The sequence below is a fragment of the Herminiimonas sp. genome (genome assembly GCF_030655415.1).
Genome location: NZ_JAURVN010000015.1, coordinates 138,360 through 153,800, shown reverse-complemented (window position 1 = coordinate 153,800; position 15,441 = coordinate 138,360). Strand labels below are relative to the sequence as shown.

The 15,441-nt window shown below is 52.4% G+C and carries 16 protein-coding genes; 8 read left to right on the top strand and 8 right to left on the bottom strand.

Annotated elements, in window-relative coordinates; all coding sequences use genetic code 11:
- Positions 1–24: 24 nt before the first annotated feature.
- From pabB to Q7T66_RS14685, 3 genes are all read right to left on the bottom strand, one after another.
- Positions 25–1,887 carry an aminodeoxychorismate synthase component I gene (pabB, locus tag Q7T66_RS14675; RefSeq protein ID WP_304933908.1) on the bottom strand — a complete coding sequence of 621 codons (1,863 nt, stop codon included), beginning with the start codon at positions 1,885–1,887 and terminating at the stop codon, positions 25–27.
- A 102-nt stretch (positions 1,888–1,989) separates the two neighbouring features.
- A complete protein-coding gene (gene slmA, locus Q7T66_RS14680) occupies positions 1,990–2,565 on the bottom strand; it encodes a nucleoid occlusion factor SlmA (RefSeq protein ID WP_304933907.1) in 576 nt (191 codons plus the stop codon).
- 28 nt (positions 2,566–2,593) lie between these two features.
- Positions 2,594–3,319 (bottom strand): pyrimidine 5'-nucleotidase, encoded by a 726-nt coding sequence (locus Q7T66_RS14685; protein ID WP_304933906.1) that lies wholly within the window; start codon positions 3,317–3,319, stop codon positions 2,594–2,596.
- Positions 3,320–3,359: 40 nt separating this feature from the next.
- Between Q7T66_RS14685 and Q7T66_RS14690 the strand changes: the two genes are divergently transcribed.
- On the top strand, positions 3,360–4,322 hold the full coding sequence (locus tag Q7T66_RS14690; protein ID WP_304933905.1) for a TraB/GumN family protein: 963 nt from the start codon (positions 3,360–3,362) through the stop codon (positions 4,320–4,322).
- Positions 4,323–4,433: 111 nt separating this feature from the next.
- On the opposite strand, the gene Q7T66_RS14695 is transcribed toward Q7T66_RS14690, so the two are convergent.
- Together Q7T66_RS14695 and argB are read right to left on the bottom strand one after the other, a co-directional pair.
- Positions 4,434–6,032 (bottom strand): methyl-accepting chemotaxis protein, encoded by a 1,599-nt coding sequence (locus Q7T66_RS14695; protein ID WP_304933904.1) that lies wholly within the window; start codon positions 6,030–6,032, stop codon positions 4,434–4,436.
- Between the two features lie 455 nt (positions 6,033–6,487).
- Positions 6,488–7,390, bottom strand: coding sequence for an acetylglutamate kinase (gene argB / locus Q7T66_RS14700; RefSeq protein WP_304933903.1), 903 nt, complete (start codon positions 7,388–7,390; stop codon positions 6,488–6,490).
- A gap of 212 nt (positions 7,391–7,602) precedes the next feature.
- Between argB and Q7T66_RS14705 the strand changes: the two genes are divergently transcribed.
- Positions 7,603–7,827 (top strand): cysteine-rich CWC family protein, encoded by a 225-nt coding sequence (locus tag Q7T66_RS14705; protein WP_304933902.1) that lies wholly within the window; start codon positions 7,603–7,605, stop codon positions 7,825–7,827.
- Between the two features lie 38 nt (positions 7,828–7,865).
- Here Q7T66_RS14705 and Q7T66_RS14710 read toward each other — a convergent pair whose 3' ends face one another.
- From Q7T66_RS14710 to Q7T66_RS14720, 3 genes are read right to left on the bottom strand one after another with little or no spacing between them, the layout of a single operon-like run.
- Entirely contained in the window at positions 7,866–8,618 is a 753-nt protein-coding gene (locus Q7T66_RS14710; protein WP_304933901.1) for an SPOR domain-containing protein, read from the bottom strand.
- The gene (locus Q7T66_RS14715) at positions 8,612–9,391 is read right to left on the bottom strand and encodes a type III pantothenate kinase (protein WP_304933900.1); all 780 of its coding nucleotides are present in this window, start codon (positions 9,389–9,391) and stop codon (positions 8,612–8,614) included. Before Q7T66_RS14715 ends, Q7T66_RS14710 begins: the two co-directional genes overlap by 7 nt.
- A gap of 34 nt (positions 9,392–9,425) precedes the next feature.
- The gene (locus Q7T66_RS14720) at positions 9,426–10,211 is read right to left on the bottom strand and encodes a biotin--[acetyl-CoA-carboxylase] ligase (RefSeq protein ID WP_304933899.1); all 786 of its coding nucleotides are present in this window, start codon (positions 10,209–10,211) and stop codon (positions 9,426–9,428) included.
- A gap of 112 nt (positions 10,212–10,323) precedes the next feature.
- Between Q7T66_RS14720 and Q7T66_RS14725 the strand changes: the two genes are divergently transcribed.
- From Q7T66_RS14725 to Q7T66_RS14750, 6 genes are read left to right on the top strand one after another with little or no spacing between them, the layout of a single operon-like run.
- Positions 10,324–11,451, top strand: a complete 1,128-nt coding sequence (locus Q7T66_RS14725) for an ABC transporter permease (protein WP_304933898.1) — start codon at positions 10,324–10,326, stop codon at positions 11,449–11,451.
- Positions 11,451–12,344 (top strand): ABC transporter ATP-binding protein, encoded by an 894-nt coding sequence (locus Q7T66_RS14730; RefSeq protein ID WP_304933897.1) that lies wholly within the window; start codon positions 11,451–11,453, stop codon positions 12,342–12,344. The genes Q7T66_RS14725 and Q7T66_RS14730 overlap by 1 nt, the downstream gene beginning before the upstream one ends.
- 18 nt (positions 12,345–12,362) lie before the next feature.
- Positions 12,363–13,301, top strand: a complete 939-nt coding sequence (locus Q7T66_RS14735; RefSeq protein ID WP_304933896.1) for an MlaD family protein — start codon at positions 12,363–12,365, stop codon at positions 13,299–13,301.
- Between the two features lie 21 nt (positions 13,302–13,322).
- Positions 13,323–13,937: an ABC-type transport auxiliary lipoprotein family protein gene (locus tag Q7T66_RS14740; RefSeq protein ID WP_304933895.1), complete on the top strand. Its 615-nt coding sequence runs from the start codon at positions 13,323–13,325 to the stop codon at positions 13,935–13,937.
- Positions 13,907–15,064 (top strand): VanZ family protein, encoded by a 1,158-nt coding sequence (locus tag Q7T66_RS14745; protein WP_304933894.1) that lies wholly within the window; start codon positions 13,907–13,909, stop codon positions 15,062–15,064. The genes Q7T66_RS14740 and Q7T66_RS14745 overlap by 31 nt, the downstream gene beginning before the upstream one ends.
- A gap of 37 nt (positions 15,065–15,101) precedes the next feature.
- The gene (locus tag Q7T66_RS14750; protein ID WP_304933893.1) at positions 15,102–15,422 is read left to right on the top strand and encodes a ferredoxin; all 321 of its coding nucleotides are present in this window, start codon (positions 15,102–15,104) and stop codon (positions 15,420–15,422) included.
- The last annotated feature ends 19 nt before the right edge of the window (positions 15,423–15,441 follow it).

The window sequence follows — 15,441 nt, the reverse complement described above, 5'->3', positions numbered from 1 at the left end:
TGTCAAAACCGCGACGATCGTTTTTTAGTTATTCCAAACGATCGTCGCAGGTAATGCGCCACGCAAGGCATTGCAGATCACAACTTCCTCTGCCCTGCGCAAATCGGTCAGGGTTAATATTTTTTCTTCTGCGTTCAAGGTCGCATCTTCCAGCAATACGGCACGCATCACACCAGGCAATACACCGACACTCAAAGGCGGCGTGTACCAATGGCCATCGAGTTTGATGAACACTGTGCTGCGGCCACCTTCCGTCAATTGGCCATCTTGATTGCAGAATAATTGATCGAAAGCGCCCTGCTGCTCAGCGGCACGCCATGCGGCGTCGTAGCCAGAACGGACCGTAGTCTTGTGTCGCAAAAAGATATCGCCAGCATCGGTCGGCGTTTCTGCCAGCAGAACTTTTACCGGACTTGTTATTGCTGACAATGGCGCTGATTGAATGATGCATGCGCCATCAGCCTGCAAAGCAAGTCGCAAGCGATATGGCGTCGCCTCGGAAAATTGTAAGCAGGTATCGCGTAAGGCGTCGCGTATTTTCACATCATCAAACGCGAAACCAAAATACTCTGCTGAACCACGCAAGCGTTGCAAATGGCGATCAATATGTCGGCAACCATCAGCGCGGGTTGCATAGATGGTTTCAAATAATTCAAATTCAGCCGGCATATCGATCAAAAAACCTGCCTTGATGCGGCATTCTTCATATTCAGCTTTTGCAACGCTGTCATGCACGATGCCAGCACCTACGCCCATTTCGCCGCGACGAATTTGCAATTCGTCTTGCGCTTGCAACTGCAAGGTACGGATAGGAACCGACAGGCAAAAATTACCAACCGTTTGCGTGGACTGCGGCGGATCGAACCAGCCTATCGCGCCGGTATAAATGCCGCGTGGGTTGGCTTCCAGCTCGCGAATGATTTGCATCGTTCTATGTTTGGGCGCACCGGTAATCGAGCCGCAAGGATACAAAGCATCGAAGATCTCGGGCAGTGCAATATCGTCACGCAATCGCGCATGCACAGTCGAAGTCATTTGCAACACGCTGCTATAACGCTGCACATCGAACAACTTATCGACGACGACAGTACCCACTTCAGCAATCCGTCCTAAATCATTCCGCAGCAAATCCACAATCATCAAATTCTCTGCACGATTTTTTGGGTCGGCGGCCAAGGCATGCGCCGATACATCATCTTGCTGCGGGTTACCGCTGGCTGCAGCCGTGCCCTTCATAGGCCGCACAGTCAACAAACCATCATCGTGTCGTACAAACAATTCCGGCGATAAGGACAGCACCGCGCGACCATCCGGCAATCCTATCAACGCACCATACGGCACCGGCTGACGTTCACGCAAACGGCGATACAGCGTATGCACAGAGCCGTAGGCATCGAAGCGCAAGCGATAGGTGTAATTGACCTGATAGGTATCGCCGGCGGCGATGTAATCGTGGATACGTGCCAGCGCGCTATCGAATGCTGCTTCAGATATATCAGGATGTACGTTGGCGATTCCCGCTGGTGAGGAAGATGCGTGTTGGGCTAGCCATGCGCTGACCTGTTCGGCGGAGAGTTTTTCACAGCGCTGAAACAGCAGTACTTCTGCCAAAGGCACAGCCGTCGCATCTGATGCTGTTTCATGCGGCGCGATGCCATGCATGGCAGCACCGAGTTCATAGGCAAACAAACTGACCGCGAACTGTCCTTGCAGCAAAGCCTGCTGCATTTGCTGCAACATGGCTGGCAGCTGATCCGCTCTCTCGCAGACTAGAGTGCCAACATGCGAGGAATAAAGTCGCGAGCGCGCATCTACCGCGCTTGCATCATTATCATCAAGCAGAGCGAAGCAGTTGGAAGAGGAATCAGCGGGAACGAACAGGGACATAAGTCAGGAAAAGCGATGCTGGGCAAGGCGCTATTGTACGACCAAGCGACCTGACCTTGCCGACGTCAGCATACGATTTAAAAAACGATGACGAACCAGCTATTAAGCCAGCAACATCGCGATCTGCGCGGAGGCATAGACGGATGGATTTTGTTTGAAGCCGGTTTTGGCATAACGCTGCCAATGACCAAGCACTGCACTTGTAATCAAGTTGGCGCGCGCGGCGACTTCTGCTTCGTTGGCCTGCCCCTGGCTGGCAGCGACACGCAAAGATTGTTTGATCGCCAGCTCTATGCGCTCAATGAATTGATTCATGCGTGCTTGCAGACGTTCATCTTCATTCACCAATGCGTCGCCTATCATCACGCGCGTCATGCCAGGATTACGTTCAGCAAAGTTAAGCAGCATCAGTACGGTTGCTTGCACTTGCGACAAACCATTTTCCTGCTGTTCGGTAATTTTGTTGATCAAGCCAAACACCGTCGATTCGATGAACTCGATCAAGCCCTCGAACATTTGCGCCTTGCTGGCGAAATGTCGATACAAGGCCGCCTCCGAAACTTCGACGCGCGCAGCCAAAGCTGCGGTCGTAATTTTTTCTCCCTTGGGCTGCTCCAACATCGTCGCCAATGTCTGAAGTATTTGCAGCTTGCGTTCGCCTGGTTTGGTGGTTGCCATATTTTTTATAAGTAGGTAAGCAATCGGACTAGCGCAGTCGGTGCAACTTCCTGAATAGTTGCCCAACGGATTTTACTTTGACATCGACATAAATAGGGCGTTTTGTGTAGGCGACTGTTGCGTGCTTGTCGTCTGCCGCTCCTTTTATCGAATCGCTGGCCAGATATTGCGTCACCCAGACCGTGTGCATGCCGAGTTCCTTCGCGCCTTTTAAATGCGCGACTGTGTCTTCGACCAGTATGCAATCACGAGCTGAAATGCGCTGGCGCGCCAGCAGCTTTCGCAGCATCTGTTTCGATGGTTTGGGATGCAAGCGGCCATGTACGCGCATCGCTTCTATCGGAATGTGTTTGGCGAAATGCCTATGCAAGCCAAGATGTCGCAAGACGTCAGCCGAATAGCGGCGGGGTGCATTGGTCAGTAAAATTTTTTGACCTGGAAGTCTACGCAATAATTTTCCCAGACCACGCTCGGCACGAATCATCGTCGCCAGATCATCAAACCGATGCGCCTCACGCAAGAAATCTTCAGGCCGCACCTGATGATGATTTACCATACCGAGCAAGGTGGCGCCGTAACGCTGCCAGTACATGACGCGCGCGGCATTGACGGCGGCTTCATCAGAGGGCAAGCCGGACTTGTGCAGCACCCGCTCGATAAAGACATTCATATTCAGATGGATCGCGGGAAAAATCGCATGCGACGCATCGTGCAGCGTATTGTCCAGATCGAACAGCCAGGTCAGCTTACGCATGATGCAGGCAGCGCATTATCAATACAGAAAAAGGAGTTACATGCATCGTCATTTTGTTCTTGTCCTTAGCCTACTATTCAGTTGCTTCTTGTCGCAGGCGCATGCGGATGCTAGCGCTGACGCTAATGCAAAAAACACCGCACTCAAAACGCCAGCCGTACACTCGCAGAAATCGACAGCGCCACAGCGCGGCGTTTTATATCGGGTCAGCCATAAGGGCAACACCAGCTATCTGTTCGGCACCATTCACGTCGGGCAAGCTGCATTCTACCCACTCGAACCGCAAGTGACACGCGCCTTGTCGGCCGCCGACAAGCTGGTGCTTGAAGTCGATATCCGCGATACGACAGCGCTGCAACAAGCCGCCGCCAGACATAGCATTTATCCAGACGGCCAAACCATAGATCAGCATATTTCAGCGGCCAGTCTGGAAAAATTGAAACAAGCACTGCAAAGCGCGAGCATTCCATTTGAAAGCATAGTCCGCATGAAGCCGTGGCTAGTCACCAATCTGTTGATCGTGCAAGCCATGGCGCGCGCAGGTTACCCGGCTGAACAAGGCATAGAACTGTATTTTCTGACGATCGCAAAGAATGAAAAGAAAACCGTAGCGCAGCTTGAAACTGCAGATTACCAACTCTCTCTTTTCAATGGTTTGACTGATAAGCAGCAAGAAGAATATCTATTGGAAACACTCGCTCAACTGGCCGACGGTAGCGCCATCAAAAAGGGATTAGCCCTGATCACCGCATGGCAGCATGCAGATAATCCAGCTTTGGAAGCGGCATTGTTGGAGTTGCAAAACGAAGAATCTACGTCCGCCAAATTCTTGCAGCACGTGCTACTGGATGAACGCAATCCAAACATGGCGGACAAGATAGGGACACTACTGAAAACAGACAAGAAAAGTTTTGTCGCAGTAGGCGCCCTGCATTTGATCGGTGATAAAGGCGTACCGGCCTTATTGCAAAAACAAGGCTACAAGGTTGAGAAGTTGTATTGAATCCAAATGCACACGGGGTCGAGAAATAACTTGTCGACCCCGTGTTTGCTCTACGTACTTGCGCTCTTGTGAGTGATCAAAAACGCAAAGCAATCGCCACTACCATCTTGCTCAACGCAGTTGCAAAGCCGCCTGCTGGTTAGTACCCGACAGTTTGAAAACACCAACCACGTCATTCAATTTACGCGCCTGATCCTGCATCGCTTCGGCTGCTGCGGCGGCTTCTTCTACCAATGCAGCATTTTGCTGCGTCACTTGATCCATCTGCGCGATCGCCTGATTAACCTGCTCGATGCCTGCGCTTTGCTCTCTGCTCGCCGCAGTGATTTCAGCCATGATGTCGGTCACGCGTTTCACGCTGCTGACGATTTCGTTCATCGTGACGCCCGCTTCCGCGACCAGGTGACTACCTGAATCAACCTTGTCTACCGAGTCGCCGATCAAGCTCTTGATTTCTTTGGCGGCGGAGGCGGAGCGTTGCGCCAGATTTCTTACTTCGGTTGCGACGACGGCAAAACCACGGCCTTGCTCACCAGCACGTGCAGCTTCGACCGCCGCATTCAAAGCCAGAATATTGGTCTGGAACGCGATGCTGTCGATCACGCTGATGATGTCGACAATCTTCTTCGAGGAATCAGTGATGGATCCCATCGTATCGACCACGCGCGCAACAACTTCGCCGCCTTTGACCGCAACTGCGGAAGCCTGCGCCGCGAGTTGATTAGCTTGTTGAGCATTGTCTGCATTTTGTTTGACGGTGGAAGTCAGTTCTTCCATCGACGATGCGGTTTCTTCCAGCGAGCTTGCTTGCTGTTCGGTACGCGATGACAGATCCAGATTGCCGGCTGCGATCTGGACCGAAGCAGTGGCGATGGTATCGGTACCGACCCGCACTTCACCGACTACTTTCGCAAGACTGTCGCGCATGCTCTTCATCGCGAATAACAGACTGGTGCTATCACCTGGACGTGTCTTGACGTCTACCGTCAAATCGCCGTTCGCGATATCGCCTGCGATCGCTGCCGCGTAGCCTGGCTCACCACCAAGTTGTTTGAGCAAACCGCGGGTAATCACCATGCCGATGACAAACAAGATTATGGCCAGAATCGCCGCGCCTATCCCGAAGTAAATCAGGCGCTGCATGATCGTGGCTTCCACGGTATCCATATAGACACCGGAACCGATGATCCAGCCCCAAGGTTCAAAACCTTTGACGTAAGACACTTTCGGCACCGGCTCGGAATTGCCCGGCTTGGCCCACATATACGGCACGAAACCAGCGCCTTCTGCCTTGACGATTTTGACGAATTCCACGAATAGATGTTTGCCAGTCGGATCTTTATTTTCCGTCAGATCCTTGCCGTCCAGCGCTGCATTGATCGGATGCATCAACATGCGCGGTTGCATGTCATTGATCCAGAAATATTCGTTGCCGCTGTAACGCAAACCCTTGATGGTTTGCATCGCTTGTTGTTTGGCGTCAGTCTCGGTCAGCGTCCCTTTGCTGGCCAACTGCTGGTAATAAGCGAGTATGCCGTGCGCCGCTTCTACTACCTGGCGCACATTACTTTTGCGCTCTTCAAGAATGAGTTTTCGTTCAGAGATCAGGGATAAGGCGGTGAGAATAATAATGCCGAGAATCGCGCTGGCGATGAGCAGCCCGAGCTTTTTGGCGATCGTCATTGAACTGCGTGTTTGCAGGCTGGACATAGGAATCTCCAAAATTTTAATTATTGTTTTACAGCTTCGGCAGCTCACTCAATCAAGTCGATCGAATCGCCACCCTCCGTCCCTTAAATATTCACTTAGAATGCTCTCAAAAGGAATTGAAATCCTTTGCTGTGCGAACGCTCCATTCAACGACAGGTATTGAAGTATTGCTGACAGAATGCAACATTAATATCCCATGTTTATGGTTCGAATGATCAACATTTCATTTGAGAATGTTGCGAAAAAATCAGGCGGGACAACACTTTCCCTTAGCCGCACTCGCTTGATGCATTTTCTCGAATGAATAATTTCCACATGGAAATTCACTACTACATACAGGTAAAAATGAAGACGTGAATAGCTCAAGCAGGAAATCTGCAAGCAAACAAAAAGGCCTGCTAACAGTGAAGTCAGCAGGCCTTTTTTGCGAGTGAATCGCTAAAGCGAAATTCTGTTTAGTGCGAACGTATCATCGTACCGAATGCTTGCTCGGTCAGCACTTCCAGCAGCAAGGAATGTTCGATACGACCGTCAATGATATGCACGGTGTTGACGCCGGATTTCGCCGCATCCAGCGCGGAAGAAATCTTCGGCAACATGCCGCCAGAGATCGTGCCGTCGTCGAACATTTCGTCGATTTCACGCGCGGATAAATCGGTCAGCAGATTGCCTTGCTTGTCTTGTACGCCAGCGATATTGGTCATCATGATCAGCTTTTCAGCTTTCAGGATTTCCGCGATTTTGCCAGCGACGACGTCGGCATTGATGTTGTAAGCCTGGCCGTCATCACCAAAACCGATAGGCGAAATGATCGGGATGAAGGCATCGTCCTGCAATGCTTTTACGACCGCAGGATTGATCGCTTCGATCTCGCCGACAAAACCGATGTCGAGGAACTGACCTGGGTTTTCACGATCTGGCATTTTCATTTTGTGCGCACGAATCAGGCCGCCATCTTTGCCGGTCAAGCCAACAGCCTGGCCGCCGTAATGATTGATCAGCATGACGATATCTTGCTGCACTTCGCCGCCCAAAACCCATTCGACAACTTCCATGGTTTCTTCATCGGTGATGCGCATGCCCTGGATGAAGGTGCCTTGCTTGCCGATTTTCTTCAGCGCGTTGTCAATTTGCGGACCGCCGCCGTGAACCACAACCGGGTTCATGCCGACCAGTTTCAACAAAATCACATCGCGAGCGAAGCTGTGCTTCAGACGCTCTTCGGTCATCGCATTGCCGCCGTATTTGACGACGATGGTTTTGCCGTGAAATTTGCGGATATACGGCAGCGCCTCGGCCAGAATTTGCGCCTGTATTTGCGGCGAAACTACAGTAAGATCGGCATTCGTGTCAGTCATGGCAAGTCCTGAAAATAGATGACCGCGATTTTACAGTGAATGCCGAATGTTTTCCCGGCTCTTGTCTGAATTCCCACAAAATTTCCGCACACATATTGCACGTTTGACAAAATGCGACAAAAATCTTGCGCCATGCGCGCCTGCCATCTGCCCCAGTTCACAAGCCAGCATCCCGCTTTACGCCCTACTTTGATGCATGATCGGATAAACCTATGAGCCATTGCTCACAATGCGGCGCTACGTTTTCATGCGGCATGGTCGATACGATATCAGCGCAACGGTGCTGGTGCACCGCCTTGCCGACGGCAAGCAAATCTGAATTGGTATTGGATGCAAACGGTCAGGCAAAAAACTGCATGTGCGAAAAGTGTTTAGCCGTCTTGCGCGCATCACGTGCGCAACAGCGTCTTGAAGACAAGCTATCGCAAACTAGCTGACTCATGTTCGCGATATTTCTGTAAGGCCTCGCGAGAGTTTAGCCAGCAGCAGCGCTGCATTCACGCAGCTCTTGCTTGGGGAAAGCTTCCTTGATTTTAGTCACGCTGTTCTTCGCAGCTACATCCAGCCCACGCAGTTGAAACGCAACTTTGGTCGCGCTTGGCGTGTGCGCACCCACGCGCGCACTACGCACGCCTTTTTGATTCAAGGCGGCGAGTTGATTACGTGCGGCTTCCTCGGATTTGAAGATCCCCAGCGAAATTCCCCATTGCAAAGGCGAATTGTCTTGAATGACGAAGAAGTCTTCCACGCCTAGTCGCTTCAGTTCGCCGGCCTTTTTATCGGCAGCGTCTTTGCTTCCCAAAGACGGGATGTAGACCATGTGTCGTACATTCTCAGGAATGGCACGGCGCGTCAGTCTGTCACCAAGTGACAGTGCGGCCAGTTGCGCTTCGAATTTCTTAGCTTCTGCTGTATCGAAATTGCCGACCTCGGCGCATGCCAGCCCATTCGACATCTTGTCTGCGCGGGCCAGATTTTTTTCCGGCTCAGCAGGCGCTACAACAGCAGCCTCTTTCACTTCCGATTTGGTTTCGGATTTAGCACCAGCTTTATCGTTGGTAGTTGCGGCAGTCGTCGTTGAAATCAATTTGAGTTTGTCAGCATTCAATTGCTGCGCCAAACGCGACGGTTCACGGTTCGATGGCGACAAGGTGTCGAGATAACCTTGTTGATAAGCGAACAAGCCGCCGTTGAGCAATAACAGTAAGCCGAACAGAATTTTTAGCATGTAGGTAAAGTTTGAGTAGCCACAGTATGCAAACCGATCAACACCAGATTATCGACGCGCTGATAAGCAATCGACAGCTGCGGCGCAATCAAATCCGCCGCGCCGCCAGCCAGAATACAGCAAACCTCGTCGTCAGGATGCGCGTTTGAGTGCGCCGCAAATGCACGTTCTATCGCGCCGGCCTGCGCCGCCAAACAACCGCTGACGATCGCCGCATCCGTATGATCGGCAAATGGTTGCGAGGCATCCGCGTGCAAGGCAACTTCCGGCAGCTGCGCAGTATTTTTTGCGAGTGACGATGCCATCAAACCCAATCCGGGCAAAATCATGCCGCCGACAAAAGTGCCGTCTGCATTCACGGCATCGATGGTGGTCGCCGTACCGCAAGTCGCGACCAGCAAATTTTTATTCGGGAACAAGGCATGCGCACCGATGACTGCGGCAAAACGATCGCTGCCGAGCTGGTTCGGATTCAAATATTGATTGCGCACACCGCCTAACAAAGCAGCAGACTCAAACCATTCCATCGCGACTGGCTTCATGCCGGCCGAATGCGATACCGCTTTTTCAAGTTCGTCGCGCATCCCGGCGCCGGCCACGTTTGACAAAAGAATACGACCGATTTTAAAAGCACTCCACGCCTGCACCAGTTGCGCTGCATCGGCGCGCGCCACGTTGCCTGATGCATGCCAGATGCCCGGCGTCTGCGCGATCGATCTATCGACCACCGCCCATTTGATACGCGTATTGCCTGCGTCGACCAATAACAACATCGTCTTGTTTCTCCGTGTATTTCTCTGTGTATTCTTATGCAGTTCGCAAGGACACATCGCCAGCGACAATCGCAATACGGCCATCTGCTGTATCCAGCAATAAGCGACCCGCATCATCAACGCCGGCCGCTGTACCGCTATGCAGAATTTTTCCTTGATCCAGAATATTCACATCAAGTCCGCCATAGGCGTCCAGCGCATTCCACGCGGCTGCAAAAGCAGAAAATCCATGTTGCTCGAATGCCGGCAAGGCGACGCTAAAACGATTCAGCAAGGCAGCCATGACTGGTTCACGTTGCGCCAGCAACTCGGGCGCATCGGCTACAGCACGACCTAGTTGCTCGCTTAATTGCTCAGCCTGCGCAAGATTGATGCCTATGCCTATGATGGTCCAGATCGCTGAGCGATCGTCTTTATCCACTGCGGTTTCAATCAAGATGCCGGCCAACTTGTCGCCGTCTTTTAATACATCATTAGGCCATTTCAAGCTGGCAGCGACGCCGAACGATGTCAGCGCTTCTGCCACGACGACACCAACCGCAAGCGATAAGCCCGCCAGCGCTTGAGCCGGCAAGTCAAATTTCCACGCCAGAGAAAATGTCAGCGTGGCGCCAGCCGACGAATGCCAGTTGCGGCCAGCGCGGCCTTTACCCGCCGTTTGCGACTCGGCCCACAACAAGGTCGGACCAGTGAGCCGCCCCACTTCAGACAGCAAATCGGCATTGGTCGACCCAGTTTCGGCGACGATATGGATGGCAATATTCTGTGCGCTTGATTCACACAATGAAGCAAGGGTTTTTACTGTGGCGGTCAATGTCATGTGCGCATTGTAGCGGGATGGCTACGCCGACGGAACCAATCCAGCGACCGGCAGCTCGCGGATGTGCGGTGCCGCACGTGACGCCCGCGCGTTTCTCCCTTACACTTCCCGCATGCCCAACGATGCATCCCCTACTCTCAGCTACACCTCAGACGACAATGCCACTGCGACGCTAACCGGATCGTGGCAGGTACGCGCACTGGCGGAGGGCAACACGATGCAAACCATCACCGCAGCACTGCAAGCACCTGCCAAAGTGACGGATGAAGTGCGCTGGGATCTGTCGCAAGTGACAGCACTGGATTATATAGGCGCCCAATTATTGTGGGACGCGTGGGGCAAAAAGCGGCCAGCGCAATTGACGCTGGCACCGCAACATGAAGATTTTTTCCATAGACTGGAAGAAACCGGCCCGCTGGCTTTAAAGAAGCCGCCTAAAAAATACTGGTACGCGCCTACCTCTTTGCGCTTACTCAAGGACAAGCTGCAGGATCATCTGATCGGCTTCGTCAGCCTGATTGGCCAGTTGGTAATGGATCTGGGCCGTTTCGTCAAAGAACCTGTGCGCGGCCCCTGGAAAGAAATTTCCGCGAATATTTTTCATACCGGTTATCAGGCACTGGGAATTACCGCGCTGGTGGGATTTTTAATCGGCGTCGTGCTGTCTTATTTATCGGCACAACAATTGCATCAATTTGGCGGCGATGTCTTCCTCGTCAATATTCTGGGCATGAGTGTGGTGCGTGAGCTCGGCCCTTTGCTGGCAGCAATTCTGGTGGCGGGTCGGTCCGGCTCATCGATCACGGCGCAGCTAGGCGTGATGCGCGTCAATGAAGAACTCGACGCGATGCTGGTGATGGGCTTGCCGCACGGCTATCGCTTGATCATGCCGAAAGTGATTGCGCTGGCGATAGCGATGCCTTTGTTGGTGGTGTGGACAGATGCGATGGCCTTGATAGGCGGCATGGTCGCGGCCAATCTGGAGCTCGGTTTGTCGTACAAATATTTTATTCGCGAATTGCCGGATGCCGTGCCGATTGCGAATTACTGGATAGGTTTGGGCAAGGGCGTTGTCTTCGGCGGCTTGATTGCATTGGTCGCATGTCACTTCGGATTACGCATAGAACCAAATACAGAGAGCTTGGGTGAAGGCACCACGACTTCAGTGGTCAGCGCCATCACCATCGTGATTCTGGCGGATGCGGTGTTTGCCATCATCTTCACCGGAGTGGGGTTTTAATGGAACACACCAGCGAAAAAGTACCGGAAAATGTAATCGACTGCCCCGCTGCAGACGAAAGCGCACGCCCTATCATCCAGATCGAAAATCTGCGCACGCAATTCGGCGATACCGTTGTCCATGAAAATGTAAATTTGACCATCAATCAAGGCGAAATTGTTTCGCTGGTTGGTGGTTCTGGTTCAGGCAAAACAGTTTTATTGCGCCAGATGCTGGGCTTGAATCATCCGGCGAGCGGTACGGTGCGCATCTTCGGCGAAGACATCAATCAGATCAGCCAGGAAGAGTTGCAAAAATTACGCAATCGCTGGGGCATGTTGTTCCAGCACGGCGCGCTGTTCTCGGCACTGACAGTATTCGATAACGTGGCGCAGCCTATGCGCGAATTGCGCGTACTGCCCAAGCAATTGATACGCGAAGCAGCACTGCTGAAATTGCAAATGGCAGGCATCGGTCCTGAGCATGCACTGAAGATGCCATCCGATTTATCCGGCGGCATGATCAAGCGCGTAGCACTGGCACGTGCACTGGCATTGGAGCCGGAGTTGCTGTTCCTCGATGAGCCGACTGCAGGACTGGACCCGAATGCATCGGAGAGTTTTGTCGATCTGATCCGTACCTTGCGTGATGAAATGCGCTTGACAGTGGTGATGGTCACGCATGATCTGGATACACTTTTTTCGCTGTCATCGCGTGTCGCAGTGTTGGCCGACAAACACATCATTGCGTACTGTGATCCGGCCAATGTGGTCGAGTTCAAGCATCCGTTTATTGAAACGTTTTTCCGTGGTGAGCGTGGTTTGCGCGCCATCGAAGCATTACCAGACTCACCGGAAAACAACGAAGAAAAACGTCAAGCGCAGCAACACCATCATCAGGACAACGCATCGTGAACATTCTAAAAAATAATTATGGAAAATAAAGCGCACGCATTAATGGCCGGCATTTTCACGATCGTTTTATTGATCGCTGCCGTGCTGATTGCCCTCTGGTTCAACCGCGATCGCGTGGAACGTGTCCCCTACGAAATCGCCACCACGCTGTCAGTGCCGGGCCTCAATCCACAAGCTGGCGTGCGCTATCGCGGCCTCGACGTCGGTCGCGTGGATGCCGTCCTGTTTGATCCGCAAAAACCTGGTCAGATCCTGATTCGCTTCAGCGTGTCGAAAGATACGCCCATCACGCACTCGACCTTTGCAACTTTGAGCTATCAAGGCGTGACCGGCATCGCTTACGTACAACTGGATGACGATGGCACCAAGCCTACTTTGTTGCCATCGACAGCAAAAAAAGTAGCGCGCATAGAATTGCGTCCGGGTTTCCTCGACACCTTACAGCAACGTGGTCTGGAGATTCTCAAACAAACCGAAGTCGTAATGAGCCAAATCAATACACTCTTGTCTGAAGAAAATCAGAAAGATATTCTGGCCGCTTTCAAGGATGTCAGCGCCGCGGCCAACAAGGTCGGCATGATTCGGGATGACCTCGAACCAGCATTAAAAAATATGCCTGAATTGACACGCAAGGCAGACAAGGCATTGGCTTCGTTCAATAAACTCTCGGATGACGCGACTCGTTTAACCGGCAGCCTGAATGAATTCACCGCCAAGTTGAATGCACCTGACGGCCCATTGAACGGTTTCAACGGCGCAGTCAATAATATCGGCTCGGCTGCTTCCACCGTGGAATATCAAGTCGTACCGCTGATCGATGAAACTCGCACCACCATGCGCGCACTGAATCGCACCTTGGAGACGGTCAATCAGCAACCACAAAGTATCTTGTTTGGCACCACGCCGGCGCAACCAGGGCCAGGCGAAGCCGGCTTCAGCGCACCTGCAAGTAAATAAAATCATTGCTCAAGGCTTCCGATGAAAAACATGACTCGCCGATTTTTTACCCTGTTCGCACTCAGTTCCAGCTTGCTGCTCACAGCGTGTGCAACCGACCAGCAATCTGCCGCGCTCTTTGATCTGGGCCCCTTGCGCGCGCAAGCGCCTGTGAGCGCAGGTGCACCCTTGCCTGCCATCAGCATTGCCGATATCAAAGCACCGGTCTGGCTCGATAGTCAGGCCATGTTTTATAGACTGAATTACGCCAACGATTTACAACCGCGGCCGTATTCGGCGAGCAAATGGACGATGGCACCGGCACAGTTATTCCAGTTGCGTTTGAAGTCGCGACTGTCGCAAGCTGGCGGCGTGGTGGTTCCAGCTTCGGATGGCGCAGTCAATCTGCCGGTCTTGCGAATTGAAGCCGATGATTTTTCGCAAGGCTTCGATAGCGCAGGTAAAAGCAGTGCAAATATCGCCATACGCGCATCCTTATTCGACGGCCGCATTTTGCGCGCACAGAAAATGTTCGTGAAACAAATGCCTACCAGCAGCGCAGACGCCCAAGGTGGCGCTGCTGCATTGGCAGTTGCGAGTGATGCAATCATCGATGAAATGGCCGTATGGTTAGCGACACTGCCGCCGAAAAAATAAGTCCGTTACCACCGCTCGCGCCGACGCCACAAGCGTCGGCTTTTTCGCGTGGTGCGCTGCTGGCGTATCTACTGCTGATCGTCTATGCCAGTTTGTATCCATTTTCAGGATGGCAAAGCATGGGCCTGCCGCTGCAAACTTATTTGCTGGCAGGCTTCCCGCGTTACTGGACAGGCTTCGACGTTGCGATCAACATCCTCGGCTATATTCCCCTCGGCATCCTGACTGTATACGCGCTCCATCCCAAAATTCGCGGTGCGATTGCCATTGTGCTGGCGATGCTTTTTGGCATCGTGTTGTCCGGCTCTATGGAAGCAACTCAAACCTTATTGGCAAATCGCGTCGCATCCAATCTGGATTTTTTTACCAATAGCCTGGGCGCATTGATAGGCGGCGTCATCGGCAGTGTCAGCAGCCATCTGGTGCTGGAGCGCAGTCGCTTGCGCTATTACAGACAGCGCTGGTTTTCGGCACAAGCGAGTCGCGGTTTGATCATTTTTGCGCTATGGCCTTTGGCGCAAATTTATCCGCAAAGCTATTTATTCGGCAATGGACAAATGCTGCCTATCTTGTCCGACTGGTTATCGATGCTGCTGGAAATGCCCATCGATCTGGGTAGTTTGTTACGCAATGGCGTGCAACTTTCAGTCGAACAATACTGGATGGCAGAAGCGATCATTACGGCTTTGAGCATGAGCGGCGCTTTGCTCGCCTTGCTATGCATGTTGCGCGACAAGGCGCCACGCGTCGTGCTGTTACTGGCATTGTTGGTTGCCGCGCTGGCCGTCAAAACATTATCGACCGCATTATTCTTTACACCAGAAAACGCATTTACCTGGATCACTCCGGGCGCGCAAGGCGGCGTCTTGCTGGGCTTGGGATTGTTGACTGGCTTCGCTTTTCTGCCGTCATCCACGCAAAGACGCTGCGCCGTCGGACTCTTGATTGCGGCGCTGATCGTGATCAATGTTGCGCCAACTAATCCTTATTTTGTCGCCACACTGGAAACCTGGGTGCAGGGCAAATTCCTCAACTTCAACGGTGCGGCGCAATTCCTCTCGCTGCTATGGACGGTTGCCGCATTGTGGTTCCTGCTGCATGCGAGCCATCGCGTGAAACGAAAATGATGCGGGTGTATCATTCCGGTCTTTGAGGAATACCCTGATGACCGAAAACAAACAACATTTTGGCCAGCATCTTTTTATCTGCATGAATCAACGCGACGATGGCCGCGAATGTTGTGCTGAAAAAGGTGCGCACGCCGCGCAACAGCATCTGAAAGCACGCGTCAAAGAGCTGGGCTTGAGCCGCAGCGGCGAGGTGCGAGTCAATCAATCCGGCTGCCTCGGTCGCTGCGAAGAAGGCCCTGTACTTGTAATTTATCCGCAAGGCACCTGGTACACCTATATCGACAACGACGACATCGATGAAATCATCGACGAACATCTGGTTGGCGGAAAAATTGTAAGTCGCCTGAAAATCTGAAGTTCTTCATTCGATATTC